The organism is Arthrobacter sp. zg-Y40, assembly GCF_020731535.1.
In the GTDB taxonomy this organism is placed as follows: Bacteria; Actinomycetota; Actinomycetes; order Actinomycetales; family Micrococcaceae; genus Arthrobacter_B.
Window position 1 is genome coordinate 1 of record NZ_JAJFZS010000015.1, and the last position, 20749, is coordinate 20749.

17 protein-coding genes are annotated in these 20749 nt (G+C 67.3%); 2 read left to right on the forward strand and 15 right to left on the reverse strand.

Annotated elements, in window-relative coordinates:
* Nucleotides 1-439: 439 nt before the first annotated feature.
* From tyrS to LJ754_RS15300, 3 genes are all read right to left on the reverse strand, one after another.
* On the reverse strand, nt 440-1762 hold the full coding sequence (gene tyrS / locus LJ754_RS15290) for a tyrosine--tRNA ligase (RefSeq protein ID WP_283998027.1): 1323 nt from the start codon (nt 1760-1762) through the stop codon (nt 440-442).
* A gap of 13 nt (nt 1763-1775) precedes the next feature.
* Nucleotides 1776-4043, reverse strand: a complete 2268-nt coding sequence (locus tag LJ754_RS15295; protein WP_227927249.1) for a HelD family protein — start codon at nt 4041-4043, stop codon at nt 1776-1778.
* A gap of 140 nt (nt 4044-4183) precedes the next feature.
* Nucleotides 4184-4738, reverse strand: a complete 555-nt coding sequence (locus LJ754_RS15300; RefSeq protein WP_227927250.1) for an adenine phosphoribosyltransferase — start codon at nt 4736-4738, stop codon at nt 4184-4186.
* A 181-nt stretch (nt 4739-4919) separates the two neighbouring features.
* Here LJ754_RS15300 and LJ754_RS15305 point away from each other — a divergent pair, with 181 nt between their 5' ends.
* The gene (locus LJ754_RS15305; protein ID WP_227914054.1) at nt 4920-5912 is read left to right on the forward strand and encodes an aldo/keto reductase; all 993 of its coding nucleotides are present in this window, start codon (nt 4920-4922) and stop codon (nt 5910-5912) included.
* A gap of 71 nt (nt 5913-5983) precedes the next feature.
* On the opposite strand, the gene LJ754_RS15310 is transcribed toward LJ754_RS15305, so the two are convergent.
* From LJ754_RS15310 to argC, 10 genes are all read right to left on the reverse strand, one after another.
* The gene (locus LJ754_RS15310; RefSeq protein ID WP_227927251.1) at nt 5984-6643 is read right to left on the reverse strand and encodes a DNA-3-methyladenine glycosylase; all 660 of its coding nucleotides are present in this window, start codon (nt 6641-6643) and stop codon (nt 5984-5986) included.
* Between the two features lie 35 nt (nt 6644-6678).
* Complete coding sequence (locus LJ754_RS15315; RefSeq protein ID WP_227927252.1) at nt 6679-7197, reverse strand: pyridoxine/pyridoxamine 5'-phosphate oxidase; 519 nt, start codon at nt 7195-7197, stop codon at nt 6679-6681.
* A gap of 23 nt (nt 7198-7220) precedes the next feature.
* Entirely contained in the window at nt 7221-8678 is a 1458-nt protein-coding gene (gene argH / locus LJ754_RS15320) for an argininosuccinate lyase (RefSeq protein WP_227927253.1), read from the reverse strand.
* 4 nt (nt 8679-8682) lie between these two features.
* Nucleotides 8683-9891 (reverse strand): argininosuccinate synthase, encoded by a 1209-nt coding sequence (locus LJ754_RS15325; RefSeq protein WP_227914050.1) that lies wholly within the window; start codon nt 9889-9891, stop codon nt 8683-8685.
* A gap of 81 nt (nt 9892-9972) precedes the next feature.
* Nucleotides 9973-10509 carry an arginine repressor gene (locus LJ754_RS15330; RefSeq protein ID WP_227914049.1) on the reverse strand — a complete coding sequence of 179 codons (537 nt, stop codon included), beginning with the start codon at nt 10507-10509 and terminating at the stop codon, nt 9973-9975.
* The gene (gene argF, locus LJ754_RS15335) at nt 10506-11471 is read right to left on the reverse strand and encodes an ornithine carbamoyltransferase (protein WP_227927254.1); all 966 of its coding nucleotides are present in this window, start codon (nt 11469-11471) and stop codon (nt 10506-10508) included. Before argF ends, LJ754_RS15330 begins: the two co-directional genes overlap by 4 nt.
* The gene (locus tag LJ754_RS15340) at nt 11468-12697 is read right to left on the reverse strand and encodes an acetylornithine transaminase (RefSeq protein WP_227927255.1); all 1230 of its coding nucleotides are present in this window, start codon (nt 12695-12697) and stop codon (nt 11468-11470) included. The genes argF and LJ754_RS15340 overlap by 4 nt, the downstream gene beginning before the upstream one ends.
* Nucleotides 12694-13617, reverse strand: coding sequence for an acetylglutamate kinase (gene argB, locus LJ754_RS15345; RefSeq protein WP_227927256.1), 924 nt, complete (start codon nt 13615-13617; stop codon nt 12694-12696). The genes LJ754_RS15340 and argB overlap by 4 nt, the downstream gene beginning before the upstream one ends.
* A gap of 13 nt (nt 13618-13630) precedes the next feature.
* Nucleotides 13631-14836, reverse strand: coding sequence for a bifunctional glutamate N-acetyltransferase/amino-acid acetyltransferase ArgJ (gene argJ / locus LJ754_RS15350; protein ID WP_227927257.1), 1206 nt, complete (start codon nt 14834-14836; stop codon nt 13631-13633).
* The gene (argC, locus tag LJ754_RS15355; RefSeq protein ID WP_227927258.1) at nt 14836-15867 is read right to left on the reverse strand and encodes an N-acetyl-gamma-glutamyl-phosphate reductase; all 1032 of its coding nucleotides are present in this window, start codon (nt 15865-15867) and stop codon (nt 14836-14838) included. Before argC ends, argJ begins: the two co-directional genes overlap by 1 nt.
* 107 nt (nt 15868-15974) lie before the next feature.
* Between argC and LJ754_RS15360 the strand changes: the two genes are divergently transcribed.
* Nucleotides 15975-16937, forward strand: a complete 963-nt coding sequence (locus LJ754_RS15360; protein ID WP_227927259.1) for a quinone oxidoreductase family protein — start codon at nt 15975-15977, stop codon at nt 16935-16937.
* A gap of 63 nt (nt 16938-17000) precedes the next feature.
* Here LJ754_RS15360 and pheT read toward each other — a convergent pair whose 3' ends face one another.
* Entirely contained in the window at nt 17001-19538 is a 2538-nt protein-coding gene (pheT, locus tag LJ754_RS15365; RefSeq protein ID WP_227927260.1) for a phenylalanine--tRNA ligase subunit beta, read from the reverse strand.
* Nucleotides 19539-20636 carry a phenylalanine--tRNA ligase subunit alpha gene (gene pheS, locus LJ754_RS15370; RefSeq protein WP_227927261.1) on the reverse strand — a complete coding sequence of 366 codons (1098 nt, stop codon included), beginning with the start codon at nt 20634-20636 and terminating at the stop codon, nt 19539-19541.
* Between the last annotated feature and the right edge of the window lie 113 nt (nt 20637-20749).

Below are 20749 nucleotides of genomic sequence, written 5' to 3' on the forward strand. Positions count from 1 at the left end.
TGGTATCAATAAACTTGGCACACTATTGAGTTCTCAAACAACAGACGCAATCCGAAAATACTCGGGAAAACAATGTTTTCCTTTTCTTCTTCGCTGCAAGGTTTTCCATCTTATTCCATCCAGGCGTTTTCCGCAATTCCCGGTTTTCCTTATCGGAAGCCCCGGGAAAGCGTGTCAACCGCCGTTCCGGCCCAGCAAAAAGCCGGAGTCTTTCCTGCCGGCCCGTGAAGGGCGCACCAGAGAAACTCTGTTTTTTGGTGGGTTTGGCCGCCATGCTTCGGGCGCTTATTTCAGCGTCCCGGCCGCGGCGACTCGTCTATCTTTGCATACCCGGCCCGGTCCTTGCAAACCGTTCCGAGGTGACCTGCCGCACGCTCCCCCGGCAGCTGCCGGGGGACGCGAAGCGGAAGATCCTTGCCTCCCGAAGGAGGCAATAAAACTATACGGCGGTCACTTCAACCGTTGCAAGGTTCCGCTTGCCGCGCCGCAGCAGCAGGTACTTGCCGTGCAGCAGCTCAGCCGGGTCCACCACGGTGTCCGCATCGGCCACCTTGACGTTGTTGACATAGGCACCGCCTTCGGAAACGGTCCGGCGGGCTTCGGACTTGCTGCCCGAGAGGCCGGAGGCGACCAGCAGGTCGATGATCCCCAGCCCGTCCGCGGATACCGTCACGGCCGGCAGTTCAGCCGTGGCAGCCTTGAGGGTTGCCTCGTCCAGGTCTTTTACTTCGCCCTGGCCGAAGAGCGCGGCGGAAGCGGCAATAACCTTTTCGGTTGCCTCCGCTCCGTGGATCAGCGAAGTCACGTCGAACGCCAGGGCACGCTGCGCTTCGCGCTTATGCGGCGCTTCGGCGACCGAGCGTTCCAGCTCCTCGATCCGGGACCGGCTCATGAAGGTGAAGACCTTCAGACGGTCCACCACGTCCTTGTCCGAGGTATTGAGCCAGAACTGGTACATGGCGTACGGGCTGGTCATTTCCCCGTCGAGCCACACGGCATTGCCCTCGCTCTTGCCGAACTTGGTGCCGTCGCTGTTGGTGACCAGCGGGGTGCCCAGTGCGTGGACAGTCTTACCCTCAACCTTGCGGACCAGTTCGGTTCCGCTGGTGAGGTTGCCCCACTGATCCGAGCCGCCGGTTTCCAGCACACAGTTGTAGTTGCGGAACAGCTCCAGGTAGTCCATCCCCTGCAGCACCTGGTAGCTGAACTCGGCGTAGCTGATGCCTTCATCGGAGTTCAGGCGGGAGGAGACGATTTCCTTTTTGATCATGGTGCCCACCCGGAAGTGCTTTCCGATGTCACGCAGGAAGTCGATGGCGCTCATTGGCGCCGTCCAGTCCAAGTTGTTCACCATGCGGGCGGCATTGTCACCCTCGAAGCTCAGGAAGCGCTGGACCTGGCCCTGCAGGTAGCCCACCCACTCGCTGACCGTTTCCTTGGTGTTCATGGTGCGCTCGGCCGTCGGCCGGGGATCCCCCACCAGCCCGGTGGATCCGCCCACCAGCGCCAGCGGCCGGTGTCCGGCCAACTGCAGGCGGCGCATGGTCAGCAGTTGCACCAGATTGCCCAGGTGCAGGCTCGGCGCCGTCGGGTCAAACCCGCAGTAATACGTGACGGGTCCCCCGGCGAGGAGCTTTTCCAGCTCCGCCTCATCGGTGGAGACCTGGACCAGGCCCCGCCACTTGAGCTCCTGCCAGATGTTGGCAAAGGACGGATCGTTCTGCTGGGCTACAAGGCCCCGGGAGTTCACGTTTTCTGACACGCTTTCTAAATTATCAGGATTCTTCTTCGGGAATGCCTGCGGGGATACCGTTGGCGGCGATCAGGCGCAGCCGCTGGGTGGGCCGGGTCATGGCCACGTAGAGGTCTCCGACCTTGCCGGCGGCAGCCGTCAGCAGTTCGGACGGCTCGAGGATCACGACGCCGTCGAACTCCAGGCCCTTGGCCTCCCGGGGCGACGTCACCACGATGTCCTGCTCCAGGCCACCGGCACCGGAACCCACGCGCGGACCGTAGGCTTCAGTCACCGCACGCCGTACCTCCGCGAGCCGGTGATCCTCGGCAATGATTGCCAGCAATCCGCCGTCGAGCGCTTCGAGGTCTGATGGGAGGGTTTCGAGCAGGCGCTCAATGAGCCCTCCGTGGGGCACCTCATCAATGAACGGCGCCCAGCGTCCCTCACGGACGGCCTTGGGCGCGGACACCACCAGTCCGGCCGCGTTGGCCATGCGCACGGCAGCCTCGGCAATCTGCGCCGGGGTGCGGTAGTTGACCGTCAGCTCTTCCAGCGTCCACCGCTCCCCTACAAAGGGAGCCAGCGCTCCCTGCCAGGAGGTGGCGCCCGCAGCAGAGCTGGTCTGGGCGATGTCGCCCACGACGGTGAAGGACTTCAGCGGGCACCGGCGCATCAGCAGGCGCCACTGCATGGCGGACAGTTCCTGCGCCTCGTCCACCACTATGTGCCCGAAGGCCCAGGTGCGGTCGACGGCGGCACGGTCGGCGGCGGTGAGCCGCTGCTCCCCCACCGCGTTGTGGTCGGCGAGGTCCTCGGCGGACAGGATGCCATGGGCACCGGAGTCCTCGAGGAACCCCTCGGTATTGGCGATGGCGCTTTCGGCGTTGGCCAGGTCCCGCTTGCGCTGTTCTTCCCGCGCGGCGTTCTCCCGTCCGGCAGATGCGTCCAGCTCGCCCAGCAGTTCGGCGGCCTCATCCAGCAGCGGTACGTCGGACTCCGTCCACGGTGCATCCGCACTGCGGCGCAGCAGGTCCAGCTCAGCGTCGCTAAGGTCCGGTGCGGCTGCTTCGAGCTGGCCGGGCTTGCTGAACAGGTCCGAAATCAGCTTCTCCGGCGTCATGGGCATCCAGCACAGGTTCAGCGCCACGCGTACGTCGCGGGCGCTGCGCACGTCTTCGGCCAGGTACGCGCGGTCGGTGCTGTTGCCCGCTCCTGCGGACTCTTCGAGCTGTTCGGTCAGCTGCTCCGTGAGCTCACGCAGCAGGATCTTCACGAACGTTACGCGCGCTTCGTTGTGCGGCTTGCCGGTGGCACGGGCCTTGTCCCGGGCACGCTGGACCTGCCTGGGCGTCAGCGTAAGGATGGTGCCTTCGACATTGAGTTTCCGCGGACCCGCGGGCAGGCGCTGGCGGTTGGCCACCGCGCGGGCCACGACGTCGGCCATGTACAGCCGGCCCTTGACCTCCGCGGCAGCGGCGTCTTCCTCATGGGTGGCGCTGATGCCGGGCATCAGCTGGCCCAGGCTGGACATCACCACGCCGGTCTCGCCCAGCGAAGGCAGGACCCGCTCGATGTAGCGGATGAAGGCGTTGGAGGGGCCGACCAGCAGCACGCCGGCGGACTTCAACCGTTCGCGGTGCGTGTACAGCAGGTACGCCGCACGGTGCAGCGCGACGGCGGTCTTGCCGGTGCCTGGCCCGCCCTGCACCACCAGCGTCCCGGCCAGGGGTGCACGGATGATGCGGTCCTGCTCGGCCTGGATGGTGCCGACGATGTCGGACATTTGGCCGGTCCGCTTGGAGTTCAGTGCCGCCAGCAGCGCGCCTTCGCCCTGCAGCGCCTGCTCGTCTTCCAGCATGGAGTAATCCAGCACGTCGTCCTCGATGGCCTGCACATCCCGGCCCTTCAGGATCAGGTGCCGGCGCCGCCGGACGCCCTGGCGTTCAAATGCGGTGGCCTGGTAGAAGGTGCCTGCCTCGGGGGCACGCCAGTCCACCATCAGCCGCTGCAGGTCCTCCGTGGACAGACCGATGCGGCCGATGTAGCGCTTCTCGCCGTCGTCGAGGTCCAGGCGCCCGAACACCAGCCGTTCATCGACGGCGTTCAGCTGCGCCAGGCGGTCCTCGTACATAGTGGCGAAGGCGTCCCGCTCGGACCGGTTCTGGTGGGAACCCGCGGAGTGGCTGCGCCGGATCGCGGCGAGCTGCTCCATCTTTTCGGCGCGCAGTTCGTCCAGCCGGTGGTATAGACCGGCCACGTACTGACGCTCGTGTTCCAGCTCGTTTGAAGCTGAAGGTGTTTCAGGCATGTTCGCGTTCCCTCTCGCAAAGGCAGAGCGTCAATCTTACAGTGCATTTGGACTTTTGCAGGTCACTAATGTATGCGGTTTCTCTATCAGCTGCTGCCTGCCCTCACGCGTGTCGTGCCGGCGGCCGCGCCGGGGCGCGGTTAGTAGCGGACGAGCGCGGTGACGGGGGTGTCACCCAGTCGTTCGCGGCCGCCCAGCTCGCCCAGTTCCAGCACGACGCCGAACCCGGCCACCTGCGCGCCGGCCTTGCGGATCAGGCGTGCCGCGGCACCCAGGGTTCCGCCGGTGGCCAGCACGTCATCGAGGATGAGGACGCGGGAGCCGGCGGGCATGTCGTCGCGGTGCAGTTCCAGGCTGCTCTCGCCGTACTCCATCGAGTAGCTCTCAGAGAAGACCTCGCGGGGCAGCTTCCCGGGCTTGCGGACGGTGATGACGCCCTTGCCCGAGGCATAGGCGGCAGCTGCGGCCAGGAGGAAGCCGCGCGCTTCAACGCCTGCCACGAAATCGAACTGGCCCTCGAACGGGGCGATCAGTGCGTCGACCACGCCGCGCAGCGCCGGACCGTCGGCAAACACCGGGGTGAGGTCGCGGAACACGACGCCGGGCTTGGGGTAATCGGGAATGACAGCGCCCAGGCGTTCGATGGTTTGTGCAATGGACTCGTTGTTTACCGGTTCTGCCGGGGCATCTTTCACGCGTCCACCTTACCCGCTCAGGCCCGGCGTCCCCTGACCGGACCGGCACGCTGTGGCACTTCTCTCGCGGGCATATCCGGGCAGGGTGCCGGAATAAAGGGTGCCTAAAGACAGTTGCCGACAGATAAGGGGCCCCTCACCGGGCCCCGGATTTTCGATAAGAAGTCAAGGATTGGAACATATGTCTAACCTGCACGAAGTGCTCAAGAACAAGATCGGATTCGGCACAGCCCCGCTGGGAAACATGTTCCGGGACATTCCCCAGGACGAAGCGTTGGCCACGGTTGAGGCCGCTTGGAACGCAGGCATCCGTTACTTCGACACGGCCCCGTTCTACGGCGCCGGCCTCGCAGAATCCCGGCTGGGTGAGGTCATCTCGCAGCACAACCGCGATGAGTATGTGCTGAGCACCAAAGTGGGACGGCTGATCCTGGATGAAGAAGAGGAAAAGAGCGACGGCCTCTTCAACCACGGACGCTCGAACAAGATCGCCACGGACTACACCGCCGATGCCACGCTGCGCTCCATCGAGGAAAGCCTTGCACGGCTGAAGACCGACCGGCTGGACTTCGTGTTCATCCACGACACCTCCCGGGACTTCCTCGGTGATGAGTGGGTGGCCAAGTTCAACGAGGCTCGAACCGGCGCGTTCCGCGTCCTCGCCCGGCTGCAGGATGAGGGCGTCATCAACGGCTGGGGCCTGGGTGTAAACACCACCGAGCCCATCGAGCTGGCCATGGACATGGATGAGGCCGCACCGACGATGAGCCTTTCCGCCACCCAGTACACGCTGCTGCAGCACGACCGTGCCCTGCAGCGCATGATGCCCACGGCGCAGGAAAAGGGTGTGGGCATCGTCGTCGGCGGCCCCTTCAACTCCGGTGCCCTGCTGGGCGGCGACCACTTCGACTACGGAGACATCCCCCCGGTGATCAAGCAGAAGATCGCCGCGATGACTGAGATCGCCCGGCGGCACGACGTGAGCCTGAAGGCTGCTGCCCTGCAGTTCTCCACCGCCCACCCCGCCGTAACTGCGGTCATCCCGGGTTCCAGCCGGCCCGAACGGGTCTGGGAGGATATCGCCGCGATGAAGGCTGACATCCCGGGTGCGTTCTGGGACGAGCTGCTCGAGCAGAAGCTCATTTCCGCTCACGCTCCCCTGCCCCGCTCGTAGCGGGAAGCAGCTAACCCCCTAAGGGGCAGCACTGCCGAACGGCGTCCGGGATGATTCCATCCCGGACGCCGTTATGCGTTTTGCGGATTCCCGGCCGGCGCAGCTGCTGCCGGCCGGCGCCGGGGCACTGCCGGACGGTACTTCGAGACAGTTGGATCCCCGGTCAGCCAGTACCGCCAGGGATACTCGCCTGTCCCCCCGGGGCCGCTGACGCCGACCCGCGGACCGGTGGATACCAGCTCGTCGGGCACGGGTTCGTCGGGCAGCGTGAGCCGCAGCGGATCGGCGAAGACATCTGCACCGTCCAGTGGCCGTGCTATCCCCAGGGCCTGGGCCAGCCGGGCCGGGCCGCGCGCCAGATCCAGGTGCGTGCGCGGGTTCCCGCGCCGCAGCGCCGCCGTCTCGGCGCCCTCGACCACCTCACCGGCACGCAGCAGCAGCCCGGTCGCGGAGCCTTCGGTGCCGCAGACCACGTTGGCGCAGTAGTGCATGCCGTAGGTGAAGTAGACGTACAGGTGCCCGGCCGGCCCGAACATGGTGGCGTTCCGTGCGGTCTGTCCACGGAAGGCGTGCGAGCCGGGGTCCACGTCGCCCATGTAGGCCTCAACCTCGGTAATGCGCACGCTCACGCGCTCTCCCTCGACGTCGTGGGTCAGCACCGCCCCCAGCAGGTGGCGTGCCGCTTCGGTGGCCGGCACGGCCAGCCGTTCTCTATCACTCGCATAAGCCATACTCCGACGTTAGCAAGATCGGCACGGCAGCAAGATCAGCGGGCCAAGCGGTGCCGGATATGGTGCCGGTCGGCGCGGGCCTGCCAAAACTCGATTTCCCGCGGCTGCAGCGCGTACAGCTGCCAGTTCGGATTCGGGCTGCCGTCCGCCGCCGGCCGCGCCTGCCAGTCGGCAGCCGAGGCCTGCGCGGAGAGCAGCACTACGCCGCCGGCCACCCGCACCTGCCGGCCCAGTTCGGGCCAGTAGAAATTCATGGCGGCGTTCGGGTTCTCCGCCAGTTCCCCGCCCTTGCGCGAGGTGCGTGCCGTGGCGAACTGCCAGCCGTCGTCGATAATGTCCTTGAGGATCAGCATCCGTGCCGAGGGGTGCCCGGCAGCGTCGGCCGTGGCCAGCGAAAAGGCGTGCGGTTGCCGCACTCCGGCCGCCAGTGCATCGGCCAGCCAGCTCCGGAAAAGTTTCGCGGGATCCCCGGGCGCCGTCTGCGGATCGAAGGACGGCATATCGTCTGGAAAGTCCGGCAGGGCACGCAGCTGGGCGCGGAAGTCGCTGATCATGGGCCGAGCGTAGCCTGTCAGCGTCAGCCGGCGTAGCCGCGCACTGCCTCCAGCTGCCGGTGGAGCTCAGCAAGCTGCGCTTCGACGGCGGACCGCGCGGTGCCGCCCTGGGAGCTGCGGCTGTCGAGTGAGCCTTCGGTGCTGAGCACGGTGCGCACCTCCGGAGTCAGGTGCGGGGAGATCCCGGCGTAATCCTCGTCGGTCAGGTCCCACAATTCGACGCCGCGTCCCTCGGCCAGCTGCACGGCCGCACCGGATAGTTCATGTGCCTGGCGGAAGGGGACGCCCTGGCGGACCAGCCACTCGGCAATGTCCGTAGCCAGGGCAAAGCCCTGCGGGGCCAGCGACTGCATCCGGCCGGTGTTGAACTTGAGCGTGGCGATCATGCCGGAGACGGCGGGCAGCAGCAGTTCCAGGGTGTCCGCCGCGTCGAAGACCGGTTCCTTGTCTTCCTGCAGGTCGCGGTTGTAGGCCAGCGGCAGGCCCTTGAGGGTGGCCAGGAGCCCGGTCAGGTCGCCGATCAGGCGTCCGGCCTTGCCGCGGGCCAGTTCGGCCACGTCCGGGTTCTTCTTCTGCGGCATGATGGACGAGCCGGTGGAGTAGGCGTCATCCAGGGTGACGAAGGAGAATTCCTTCGTGGCCCAGAGAATGACTTCCTCGCTGATCCGGGACAGATCCACGCCGATCATGGCCGCCACCCAGGAAAATTCCGCGTACACGTCGCGCGAGGCGGTGCCGTCAATGGAGTTCCACACCGCGGAGTCGAACCCGAGGTCCGCGGCGACGGCGTTCGGATCCAGGCCCAGGGAGGAACCGGCCAGGGCGCCGGAACCGTAGGGAGATACCGCGGCACGCTTGTCCCAGTCCGCGAGCCGCTGCACATCACGCAGCAGGGCCCACGCGTGGGCCAGCAGGTGGTGGCTGAGCAGGATGGGCTGGGCATGCTGCAGATGCGTGCGGCCCGGCATGGCCACCCCGAGGTGCGCCTGCGCCTGGCCCACCAGGGCATCGATCACGGACAGCACCCCGGCGCCGATGATCCGTGCGTGGTCCCGCAGGTACATCCGGCCGAGCGTGGCGATCTGGTCATTGCGGGACCGTCCGGCCCGCAGTTTGCCGCCCAGCTGGGCACCGGCGCGCTCAATCAGGCCGCGCTCCAGGGATCCGTGCACATCCTCGTCGGACGCGGCCGGGACATACGCGCCGGACTTCACGTCGGCGTCGAGCTGGTCCAGGGCTGCGAGCATCCCCGCCAGCTCGCCGTCGTCGAGCAGGCCGGCTTTGTGCAGCACGCGGGCGTGGGCACGGGAACCGGCGATGTCATAGCCGGCAAGCCGCCAGTCGAAGTGGGTGGATTTGCTCAGCGCGGCAAGGGCGTCCGCCGGACCGCCGGCGAACCGGCCGCCCCACAGCGCGCCCTGGACGGTTGATCCGGCGGACCCGGAACCCGTTGCTTCTTCTGGCGACTTGCCGTCTGTCATCTTCTTACTTACCTTCTGCTAGGCGCTGGTCGCGGCCGGAGGCCACCTTGGAGGACATGCCGAACAGCTCAATGAAGCCGCGGGCCATGGACTGGTCGAAGCTGTCACCGGTGTCGTAGGTGGCCAGGTTGAAGTCATACAGCGAGGAATCCGAACGCCGGCCGGTCACTACCGGGCGGCCGGCATCCAGCGTCATGCGGATGTCGCCGGAAACGTACTTCTGGGTGTCGCCGATGAAGGCATCCAGGGACTGCTTCAGCGGGGAGAACCACTGGCCGTCGTAAACCAGTTCGGTCCAGCGCTGGCCAACCGTCTTCTTGAAGCGGGCCTGCTCGCGCTCCACCGTGACGTTTTCCAGTTCGCGGTGCGCGGCCATCAGTGCCATGGCGCCGGGCGCTTCGTAGATTTCGCGGCTCTTGATGCCCACCAGGCGGTCCTCGACGATGTCGATCCGGCCGATGCCCTGTGCGCCGGCACGGCGGTTCATTTCCTCGATGGCCTGCAACGGAGTGACGGGCTTGCCGTCGATGGCCACCGGCACACCTTCCTTGAACGTGATGACCACTTCGTCGGGCGCCGGAGCGGACGCCGGGTCCGAGGTGTACTCGTAGACGTCCGGCGTGGGGCCGTTCCAGATGTCTTCCAGGAAGCCGGTCTCCACGGCGCGCCCCCAGACGTTGGCATCGATGGAGAACGGGTTCTTCTTGGTGGTGACGATCGGCAGGTTCTTCTCCTCGGCGAAGGCAATGGCCTTGTCGCGGGTCAGCGCGAGGTCACGGACCGGGGCGATGCACTTCAGGTCCGGGCCCAGCGTCTGGATGCCAACTTCGAAGCGGACCTGGTCGTTGCCCTTGCCGGTGCAGCCGTGGGAAACGGTGGTGGCGCCGAACTGGCGGGCTGCAGCAACCAGGTGCTTGACGATCACCGGGCGGGACAGCGCGGAGACCAGCGGGTAGGCGTCCATGTACAGGGCGTTGGCCTTCAGTGCCGGCATGCAGTATTCGCTGGCGAACTCTTCGCGGGCGTCCGCCACGTAGGCTTCCACGGCACCGCAGTCCAGGGCGCGCTGGCGGATGGTTTCCAGGGACTCGCCGCCCTGTCCCACGTCCACCGCCACGGCGATGACTTCGGCGCCGGTTGCCTCGGCAATCCAGCCGATGGCCACTGACGTATCCAGGCCACCTGAGTAGGCCAGAACAATACGTTCGCTCACGAAATGCTCCTCTTGCATTGGTTCGCGGCCCGCGGGGCCGCTGGTTGGTTGAAGTATGGGGTTGCAGCTGCCGGGAAGCAGCTACAGGATCCGGCTCTCGGGTGCCGAGCCGTTGTTGCTGGCTTCGTCGGCTATCCGCAGGAAGCGGGCCGCCAGATCTGGTCCGCCGTCGGGGTCACGCGTCACCATCATGACGGTGTCGTCGCCGGCAATGGTGCCCAGGACCGACGGAAGCACGGAGTGGTCGATTGCCAGGGCCAGGAAGTTGGCCGCTCCCGGCGGGGTGCGCAGCACCACGATGTTCGCGGACGCTTCGGCGGTGACCAGCAGTTCCCCGCATAGCCGGGCCAACCGGGCGTCCAGCACCTCCTGGGTGACCCCGGACTTCGGGGCCCGCTCCCCGCCCTCGGACGGGACGGCGTACACCAGGGCGCCGTCCTTGCCGCGCATGCGCACGGCGCCCAGTTCCACGAGGTCGCGGGACAGCGTCGCCTGCGTGACCTGCACGCCGTCGTCGGCAAGCAGCGCGGCGAGTTCGGCCTGGGACCGGACCGAAAGCCCGGTCAGCAGCGTGCGGATGCGCGCCTGGCGCGCAGTCTTTGTGGCTGGCATGGTCATGCGCGTGCCTCCGGGGTTCCGGTCAGGCCCGAACGCGCCATCAACCAGACCATCAGGGCCTTCTGCGCGTGCAGGCGGTTTTCGGCCTCTTCCCACACCAGGGACTGCGGCCCGTCAATCACGTCGGCGGAGATCTCGTAACCGCGGTAGGCGGGCAGGCAGTGCAGGACGACGGCGTCGTCCGCGGCCTGTGCCATGGCCTCGCCGTCCACGGCGTAGCTGCGGAACAGTTCCTGCCGGGCAGCCTTTTCGGCTTCCTGGCCCATGGACACCCACGTGTCGGTGGCGACGACGTCAGCTCCCGCCAGCGCTTCGGCGGCGTCGGTGGAGATCATCACCGATCCGCCGGTCTCTTCGGCGCGGGCGGCTGCGGCGTCGACAATCTTGGGATCCGGCAGGTAGCCCAGCGGCCCGGCCACCCGCACGTGCATGCCGGCGGTGACACCGGCGAGCAGGTAGGAGTTGGCCATGTTGTTGGCGCAGTCGCCCAGGTAGGTCAGGGTCAGTCCGGCGAGGGTGCCCTTGTGCTCGCGGATGGTCAGCAGGTCCGCAAGCAGCTGGCAGGGGTGGTAGTCGTCGGAAAGCGCGTTGATGACGGGCACCGCGGAGTTCGCGGCCATTTCCTCCAGGCCGGACTGCGCGTAGGTGCGCCAGACGATGGTGGAGACCATGCGGTCGAGCACCTTGGTGGTGTCCGCCACGCTTTCCTTGTGCCCCAGCTGGGAATCCCCCGCGCCGATGATCAGGGGTACGCCGCCCAAGTCCGAAATGCCGGCGGCAAAGGAGACCCGGGTGCGGGTGGACGTTTTGTCGAAGATGACGGCCACGGTCTTCCGGCCGGTGGACTCGCCGGCGAACGGCTGGTACTTGTAACGGTCCTTTTTCAGGACGGCAGCCAGATCAAGGACCTCGGCCTGCTCCGCCTGGGTGAGGTCGGTGTCGACCAGGAAATGACGGGTCATGGTTTTCCTTCAGGGGTTGTGCCGGACGGGCCGGGGACGGTGGCGGCGCGGTGCAGGATGCCGGGCAGTGCGGCCAGGAAGGTCCCGGCCTGCTCGGCGGTGAGGATCAGCGGCGGTGCCAGGCGCAGCGTTGCCGGTCCGGTGCTGTTAATGATGAACCCGGCTTCCAGCGCCGCTGCAACTGCAGCCGGAGCAATCGGGGCATCCAGGTCGATGCCGATCAGGAACCCATCGCCGCGCACCTGAGCCACACCGTCCAGTGCGGCCAGTTCCCGGCGCAGGTACTTGCCGGTGGCCGCGGTGTTGGCCAGCAGTTCCTCCGACTCCAGGACCGAGAGCGTGGCCAGCGCAGCTGCGGCTGCTACGGGGTTTCCGCCGAACGTGGTCCCGTGCATGCCGGGGCTGAGCAGGCCGGAAACCTGTTCACCGAAGGTCAGCAGCGCCCCCACGGGGAATCCGCCGCCCAGCCCCTTGGCCAGGGTCATCGCGTCCGGCTGGACGCCCTCGGAGGCGAACCACTTGCCGGTCCGGCCAATACCGGTCTGCACCTCGTCGATGATCAGCAGCGCGCCGGCGGCGCGGGTGGCCTCACGTGCCGCCTGCAGGTAGCCGTCGGGGAGCATCCGTACGCCGGCCTCGCCCTGAATGGGTTCCAGGAACACCGCCGCGACGGTGGAATCCACCGCGTTGACCAGGGCGTCGGTGTCACCGAAGGGAAGGTGCTCCACTCCCCCGGGCAGCGGTTCGAACGGCTCGCGGTAGGCCGGCTTGGCGGTGAGTGCCAGTGCCCCCATGGTCCTGCCGTGGAATGCGCCTTCCAGGGCAAGGATGCGGGTCCGGCCTGCCGCGGGGTCCGCGTTGCGGCGGGCCAGCTTGAAGGCCGCCTCGTTGGCCTCGGTGCCGGAGTTCACGAAGAACGCCTTGGAGCCCTCCGGTGCGCCGGCCAGTTCCAGCAGGCGCTCGGCCAGGAGCACCTGGGCCGGGCTGGTGAAGAAGTTGGAGACGTGTCCGAGTGTTCCCAGCTGCCCGGAGACGGCCGACACCAGGGCCGGATGGGCGTGCCCGAGGGCGTTGACCGCTATCCCTGCAAGCAGGTCCAGGTACTGCTTTCCGTCGGCGTCCTCCACGTAGCAGCCGCTGCCGCGCACCAGGACGCGCTGCGGGGCACCGAAGACGCCCATCAGGGCCGTGTCGTAGCGGTGCAGCCAGTCTGCGGAGCTGCTCATTTCGCCTCCTCGGGGACAACCTGGGTGCCGATTCCGGCCTCGGTGAAGATTTCCAGCAGCATCGAGTGCGCCATCCGCCCGTCCACGACGGCGGCGCGCTCCACCCCGCCGTCCACGGCGGCCAGACAGGCCTGCATCTTGGGGATCATCCCGGATTCGAGCGACGGCAGCATGGCCCGCAGTTCCCCGGTGGTCAGCGAGGAGATGAGCGAGGATTTGTCCGGCCACTGCTCGTACAGCCCTTCCACATCGGTGAGCACCACCAGGCGGGAGGCCCGCAGGGCAACGGCCAGTGCCGAAGCGGCGGTATCGGCGTTGACGTTGAGCACCTGGCCGGTGGGTTCGCCGTCGGTGTTGACCTCGGGAGCCACGGTGCTGATGACCGGGATGCGTCCGGCGGCCAGGAGGTCCAGGATGGACCCCGGGTTGACGCCCACCACCTCCCCGACCAGGCCGAGGTCGACTTCTTCTCCGTCAATCACCACGCCGGTCCGTGTTGCCTGCAGCAGTGCGGCGTCTTCCCCGGACAGCCCAACGGCGTAGGGGCCGTGGGAATTGATCAGTCCCACCAGTTCCCGCCCCACCTGGCCGGTCAACACCATCCGGACAGCGTCCATCGCTTCAGGAGTGGTCACGCGCAGGCCGCCGCGGAACTCCGATTCGATTCCGAGCCGCTCCAGGAAGGCGTTGATCTGCGGACCGCCGCCGTGCACCACCACCGGGTGCACACCGGCATGGTGCAGGAAAACAATGTCCTCGGCGAAGGCGCGGCGCAGCTCCTCGTTGACCATGGCGTTGCCGCCGTATTTGATCACCATGGTGGTGCCGGCGAACCGCTGGATCCAAGGCAGTGCCTCGATCAGCGTTGCCGCCTTGTCCTGTGCCTGCAGCCGTTCCCCGGCTGCTGCTGGTGTGCTCATGGTTCTCCCCCGCTCAGCTGCTGTAGGCCGAATTCTCGTGGACGTAGTCCGTGGTCAGGTCATTCGTCCAGATGGTGGCGCTTTCCGTGCCGGCGTGCAGGTCGATCTGCACGCTCACGGCACGCGGCGCCAGGTCTACACCCTCGCGGGGTTCGCCGATCCCGCCGTCGCGGCAGACCTGTACCCCGTTGATGCTTACATCGATCCGGTCCGGTTCGAATGCAGCGTCGGTAGTTCCCACAGCGGAGAGCACACGTCCCCAGTTCGGGTCGTTGCCGAAGATGGCGGTCTTGAAGAGGTTGGAGCGGGCGACGGCGCGGGAGGCCGTTTCGGCATCGGCCACGGTGGCCGCGTTGACCGTGGTGATCGCGATGTCGTGGCTGGCGCCCTCGGCGTCGGTGATCAGCTGCTGCGCCAGGGAATGGCAGACCTCGGCCAGTCCGGCAATGAACGCGTCCCGGTCCGGCACGGCACCGGAAGCGCCGGAGCCCATCAGGACCACGGTGTCATTGGTGGACATGCAGCCGTCGGAGTCGGTGCGGTCGAACGTGACGGCGGTGGCGGCACGGAGCGCGGCATCAAGCTCTTCAGCGGCGAGTTCCGCGTCGGTGGTCAGCACCACCAGCATGGTGGCCAGCCCCGGGGCGAGCATGCCGGCGCCCTTGGCCATTCCGCCAATGCTGTAGCCGCGGCCGGAGCTGTCCGTGCCGGTGAAGACGGCCTGCTTGGCCACGGTGTCGGTGGTCATGATGGCGTGCGCGGCGTCCGCCCCGCCGTCGGCGTCCAGTTCCGTCACGGCGGCCTGGACACCGGGCAGGAGCCGGTCCATCGGCAGCTGCACGCCGATCAGCCCGGTGGAGCAGACCAGCACATCCGAGGCGCTGATCCCGAGCAGTTCAGCGGTTTTCTCGGCGGTGGCGTGGGTGTTCCGGAACCCCTCGGCGCCGGTGCAGGCGTTGGCCCCGCCGGAGTTCAGGATGACGGCGTCGGCCCGTCCGTCGGAGACGGCCTGCCGGGACCACAGCACGGGGGCCGCGGCTACCCGGTTGCGGGTGAACACTGCCGCGGCGGACTTCACCGGTCCGTCGTTGACCACCAGGGCGACGTCGCGTCCGCCGGAGTCCTTCAGGCCGGCGGTCACGCCGGCGGCACGGAACCCGGCCGGGGCGGTGACTCCGGTGGCCCGGCCGGTGCTGGTTGCTGTTGCTGCGGCACTCATTACGGAGCCACCCCCTGCTGCGTCAGTCCCGCGGCTTCATCCAGGCCGAGGGCTATGTTCATGGACTGCACGGCACCGCCGGCAGTTCCCTTGGTGAGGTTGTCGATGACGCAGCTAACCACCACGCGGTTGGCGTGCGGATCATAGGCCAGCTGCAGCGCGGCGTAGTTGGAGCCCACCACCATTTTGGTGGCCGGCCACTGCCCTTCCGGCAGCACGCGGACAAACTGCTCGCCGGCGTAGGCCGCTTCCCAGGCCGTGCGCAGCGCTGCCGGGTCGACGCCGGGGCGGACCTTGGCGGTGGCGGTGGTCAGGATGCCGCGGGCCATCGGTGCCAGGGTGGGCGTAAAGGACACTGCCACGGCAACACCTGCGGCTGCGGAAAGGCCCTGTTCAATTTCCGGGGTGTGCCGGTGCCCGCCGCCTACGCCGTACGGGCTCATGCCGCCCAGGACTTCGGAGCCGAGCAGGTGCGGTTTGGCGGCTTTGCCGGCGCCTGAGGTGCCGGACGCGGCAACGATCACGACGTCGTCGGGCTCCAGCAGCCCGGCGGCGAAACCAGGTGCCAGGGCCAGCAGTGAACTGGTCGGATAGCAGCCGGGAACGGCAATCCGGCGTGCACCCTTGAGCCGGTCGCGGTGCCCGGGCAGTTCCGGCAGGCCGTAGGGCCAGGTGCCGGCATGCGCGGAGCCGTAGAACTTTTCCCAGGCCTGCGGATCCTCCAGCCGGTGGTCAGCGCCGGCATCGATCACCAGGGTGTCCGGATCCAGCTGCGCGGCAATGGCGGCGCTGGCACCGTGCGGCAGGGCCAGGAACACGACGTCATGGCCGGCAAGGTTCTCCACGGTGGTTTCTGCCAGTACACGGTCGGCCAGCGAATGCAGGTGCGGCTGGAGCTCGCCCAGCCGGGTCCCGGCATTGCTGTGCGCGGTGATGGCGCCGATGCTTACCTCCGGGTGGCCGGCCAGCAGGCGCAGCACTTCCCCGCCGGCATAGCCGCTGGCGCCGGATACTGCTACGGAAATCGTCATGCCATCACCCTACAGCACATTTATGCATGACTCCCAATAATTATGCAAACCGTATGATAGGAAGCACATCAAGCCAGCCCGTACGAGCCAAGCAAAGAGGTTCTGCCATGCACAAAGCCATTGTTGTCCCGCGGGCCGGCGGGCCCGAAATCCTGCGCTATGAGGACGTTGACCTGCCCGAACCGGGGCCGCGCGAGGTCCTGGTGAAGGTGGCCGCCGCCGGTGTGAACTTCATCGACACCTATAAGCGCGGCGGCGTCTATCCGATGTCATATCCCTTCATACCGGGTGCCGAGGCGGCAGGAACGGTTGTTTCCGCAGGTCTGGAATCCGGGTTCCGGGAAGGTGACCGGGTGGCCACGGCCGAGGGCGGCGGGACCTACGCCCAGTACACCCTGATGGACGCCGCCGCCGCGCTGCCCGTCCCCGCCGGCGTGGATGACGAGACGGCGGCCGCCCTGATGATGCAGGGCATGACGGCGCATTACCTGTGCAACTCCACCTTTCCCGTGCAGGAAGGGCAAACGGTACTGGTGCATGCCGGCGCCGGCGGGGTGGGCCTGCTGCTGATCCAGCTGCTCAAGGCCAAGGGTGCCACCGTGATCACCACGGTCTCCACCGAGGAGAAGGAAGCCCTGGCGCGCGGCGCCGGGGCGGACCATGTGCTGCGCTATGACGGATTCCCCGGCCAGGTCCGTGCGCTGACCGGCGGCACCGGCGTGGATGTGGTGTTCGACGGCGTCGGCGCGGCAACGTTCGACGGCTCCCTGGCCAGCCTGCGCCCCCGCGGCATGCTGGTGCTCTTCGGCGGTGCGTCCGGGCAGGTGCCCCCGTTCGACATCCAGCGGCTGAATTCCTCCGGCTCCGTGTTCCTGACCCGTCCCACGCTGGCGCACTATCTCCTGACCACGGAAGAACGGCAGTGGCGGGCGCGGGAACTTTTCGAGGCGGTGCTGGCCGGAACGCTGAAGGTGCGGATCGGCCAAACGTACCCGCTGGCCGAAGCGGCACGCGCCCAGGCTGATCTGGAGGGCCGGAAGACCACCGGAAAGGTGATCCTGGTGCCCTAGCCCACATGCCAAGGGCCCCGCCGGAGTTCTCCGGCGGGGCCGTTCTAGGCGGTGCGGGTGCGGCTAGCGCTGGACGGCGCCGAAGCGTTCGGCTGCCAGGGCGACGGCCGCAGCACGTGCCTCCGAGGCCTCATCGGCGGTCAGCGTCCGGTCAGCAGCGCGGAAGCGCAGTGCGAACGCCAGCGACTTATGCCCGGGCTCGATGCCGGAGCCGGCGTAAACGTCGAACAGCGCCACGTCTTCGAGCAGCTCGCCGGCACCTTCACGCAGGGCCTCGCGGACGTGCTCGGCGGGAACATCCTCAGCCACCACCAGCGCCACGTCCTGCGTGGAGATGGGGAAGCTGGAGATCGGCCGCGCCACAATGACGTCCGGCGCGGCATCAAAGAGAGCGTCGACATCCAGCTCAGCAGCAACCGTCCGGGCCGGCATGTCCCGCTCTGCGAGCAGCTTCGGGTGCAGCTCGCCGGCGTAGCCCACGGTTCCACCGCTGCGCAGCGCTATGCGAGCGGTGCGGCCGGGGTGGAAGGCCTGGTGGCTGCCCTGCTCCACCACCAGCTCCACACCCAGGACATCGCCCATCAGCCGGGCGAAGTCGACGGCGTCGACCCAGTCCCAGGTGCGCGGCGTGTTGCCGGCGCCCGGGGCGGACTCGTGTCCGGCGAGCAGGACACCCACGTGCAGCGGCTGGTCGGGGATGCCGGCGTACAGCTCGTCCAGGACCTCTTCGGACGGCTTGGCCCCCAGCGGCGGGATGCTCTTGGTGCCCAGGTGTTCGCCCGGCAGGAAGACCGTGCCGGATTCAAACAGGGCCAAGTCGCGGAAGCCGCGCGACATGTTGCGCTTGGCCACCTCGAACAGGCCCGGCAGCACCGAGGTGCGCAGGTAGCCGTATTCGGCGCTGAGCGGGTTGGCCAGCTTCAGTGCCTGCACACCGCCCTCCGGCGTACCGAAGGTGTTGTTGTCCGCTTCGGTGACGAACGGGTAGGACAGCACTTCGGTGAGCCCGGCGGCCGCCAGGGACTGCATCAACCTGCGGCGCTGCTGCTGCAGCCGGGTCAGTCCCCGCCCGGGAGGGGCCACGGGCAGGGTGGAAGGAATCTTGTCGTAACCGACCAGCCGGATGATTTCCTCGGTCAGGTCCTCGCGGGTCTCCAGGTCGGGGCGCCAGCTCGGCGGTGTGACCAGGTAACCGGCGTCGGTCTTCTCCACGGAGGCGCCCAGGTCTTCCAGCGTGCCGGTGATCTGGGATTCGGTGAAGTCCAGTCCGATCAAGCGGGACGGGAAGTCCGCCGGCAGCTCGATGCGGCGCGGCGCCGGAGCGGCGCCGACGTCGGTAATGGACTCATCGGCGGTGCCCCCTGCCAGTTCCACCAGCAGGTCCACCGCGCGCTGGGCGGCGACGTCGGCCACGTTCCAGTCCACGCCGCGTTCGAAGCGCTTGGACGCTTCGGAGGGCAGCCGATGACGGCGGCGGGAGCGGGCAATGCTCACTTCCTCGAAGTGCGCAGCCTCGATCAGGACGTTCTGGGTGCTGCCGGACACCTCCGTGGCCGCTCCGCCCATCACACCTGCAATGCCGATGGCACCGGAGCCGTCGGTGATGAGCAGGTCCTCCGGAGATAGCCGGCGCTCCTTCTCATCCAGGGTCTTCAGGGTTTCACCGTCGGCGGCGCGGCGGACCACGATTTCGCCGGTGAGCTTATCCAGGTCGTAGAAGTGCAGCGGCTGGCCGAGCTCGAGCATCACGTAGTTGGAAATGTCCACCACCAGGGAGATGGAGCGCATGCCGGCCAGGCGCAGGCGGGAGGACATCCACGGCGGGGTGGGCCGGGACGGATCCACACCGCGCACAGTACGGGCCACGAACCGGTCGCAGCCAGGCTTGCCATATATGGGCGCCTCATCCTGCAGGCGGACGGGGTAGCCGCCGCCGTCGGCGATGGGCACGGCGACGGCGGCGGCCGGGTCGGTGAACTTGGTGCCGGTGGCGTGCGCGTATTCGCGTGCGGCGCCGCGGATGGAGAAGACGTAGCCGCGGTCCGGGGTGACGTTGATTTCCGCGGCCTGGTCATACAGGCCCAGCAGCTCCATGGCGTCGGTGCCCACCTCGGGATCAAGCCCCAGGGTGGAAAGAACCAGGATGCCGTCGTGGTCATCACCAATACCCAGTTCACGCACGGAGGCGATCATGCCGGCGGAAACGTGGCCGTAGGTCTTGCGCGGGCTGATCCTGAAGTCTCCGGGCAGCACGGCGCCGGGCAGGGTGACTACAACCTTGTCCCCCACCTTGAAGTTGTGCGCGCCGCAAACGATGCCCTGTACACCGGTAGGCTCAATGCCCTTGCCGGTCAGGCTCTGTTCGGCGCCTTCGGGGACCACGCGGACCGAGCACCAGTTAATGGTCTTGCCGTTGCTCTGGGGCTCGGGCTCCATACTGAGCACCTGGCCCACCACAATGGGACCCTGCAGCTCGTCGGCGGGACGGTGGACGTCCTCTTCCTCCAGGCCAACCTTCACCAGGTCTTCCATGATGTCTTCGGCGGTTGCGTCCGCCGGAACCTGGGCATACTCGCGCAGCCAGGAAAGTGGGATTCTCACTTAGATCTCCATCCCGAAGTGTTCGCTGAAACGTACGTCGCCTTCGATCATTTCGTGCATGTCCGAAACTTCGTTGCGGAACATGAGGGCACGGTCAATGCCCATGCCGAAGGCAAAACCTGAGTAGACCTCGGGATCGATCCCGGCGGCGCGGAGCACGTTGGGGTTGACCATGCCGCAGCCGCCCCACTCGATCCAGCGCGGGCCGCCCTTGGCACCGGGGTGCCAGATGTCCAGCTCGGCGCTGGGCTCGGTGAAGGGGAAGTAGTTCGGCCGCAACCGAACCTTCGCCTCGTCGCCGAACAGCACACGGGTGAAGTGCTCCAGGGTGCCCACCAGATCCGCCATGGTCAGCCCCTTGTCGATGGCCAGGCCCTCGAACTGGTGGAAGACCGGGGTGTGCGTGGCATCGAGCTCGTCGGTGCGGAACACCTTGCCCGGGCACAGCACGTAGATCGGCAGGTCGCGTTCCAGCATGGACCGGACCTGGACCGGCGAGGTGTGCGTGCGCATCACCAGGTGGGCTTCCGGCGGCTCAACGAAGAAGGTGTCCTGCATTTCGCGTGCGGGGTGGTCCGGCTTGAAGTTCAGGGCATCGAAGTTGAACCACTCGGATTCCACCTCGGGGCCTTCGGCGATCTCCCAGCCCATCCCCACAAACACATCCGCGACACGGTCCTGCAGCGTGGAGATGGGGTGGCGGCCGCCGATGCGGCGGCGGCGCGGGGCGGCCGTGACGTCAACGGCCTCTTCCACGAGGATCCGCGCATCACGCTCGGCTTCGAGTTCAACGGTCCGGGCGGCGAGCGCCGCATTGATCCGGCCGCGTGCCGGGCCTACCAGCTTTCCGGCTGCCGCCTTCTGGTCCTTGGGCAGCTTGCCGATGGTCCGGTTGGCGAGGCTGAGCGGAGACTTTTCGCCGGTGACGGCAATACGGACTTCCTTCAGGCCGTCGAGGTCCGCGGCAGCGGCAATGGCGGCGAGCGCCTGCTCGACGGCAGCAGCAATTGCGGCTTCATCCAGCGGATTCGGCGGCTCGGGCAGGGCGCCCTCAGGGGAGGTGTCTGGGGAACCAGTCCCCGGTGTGGAGTTAGACATGTACGGTTCTTACCTGTTTCCGGCCCTAGTTGGGTTCTGGCTTATCATGGCAAGTCTAGTAGACGCCCCCTGCGGGGGCGTCATGCAACCGGTCCGGGTGCCATTGAGGAGGT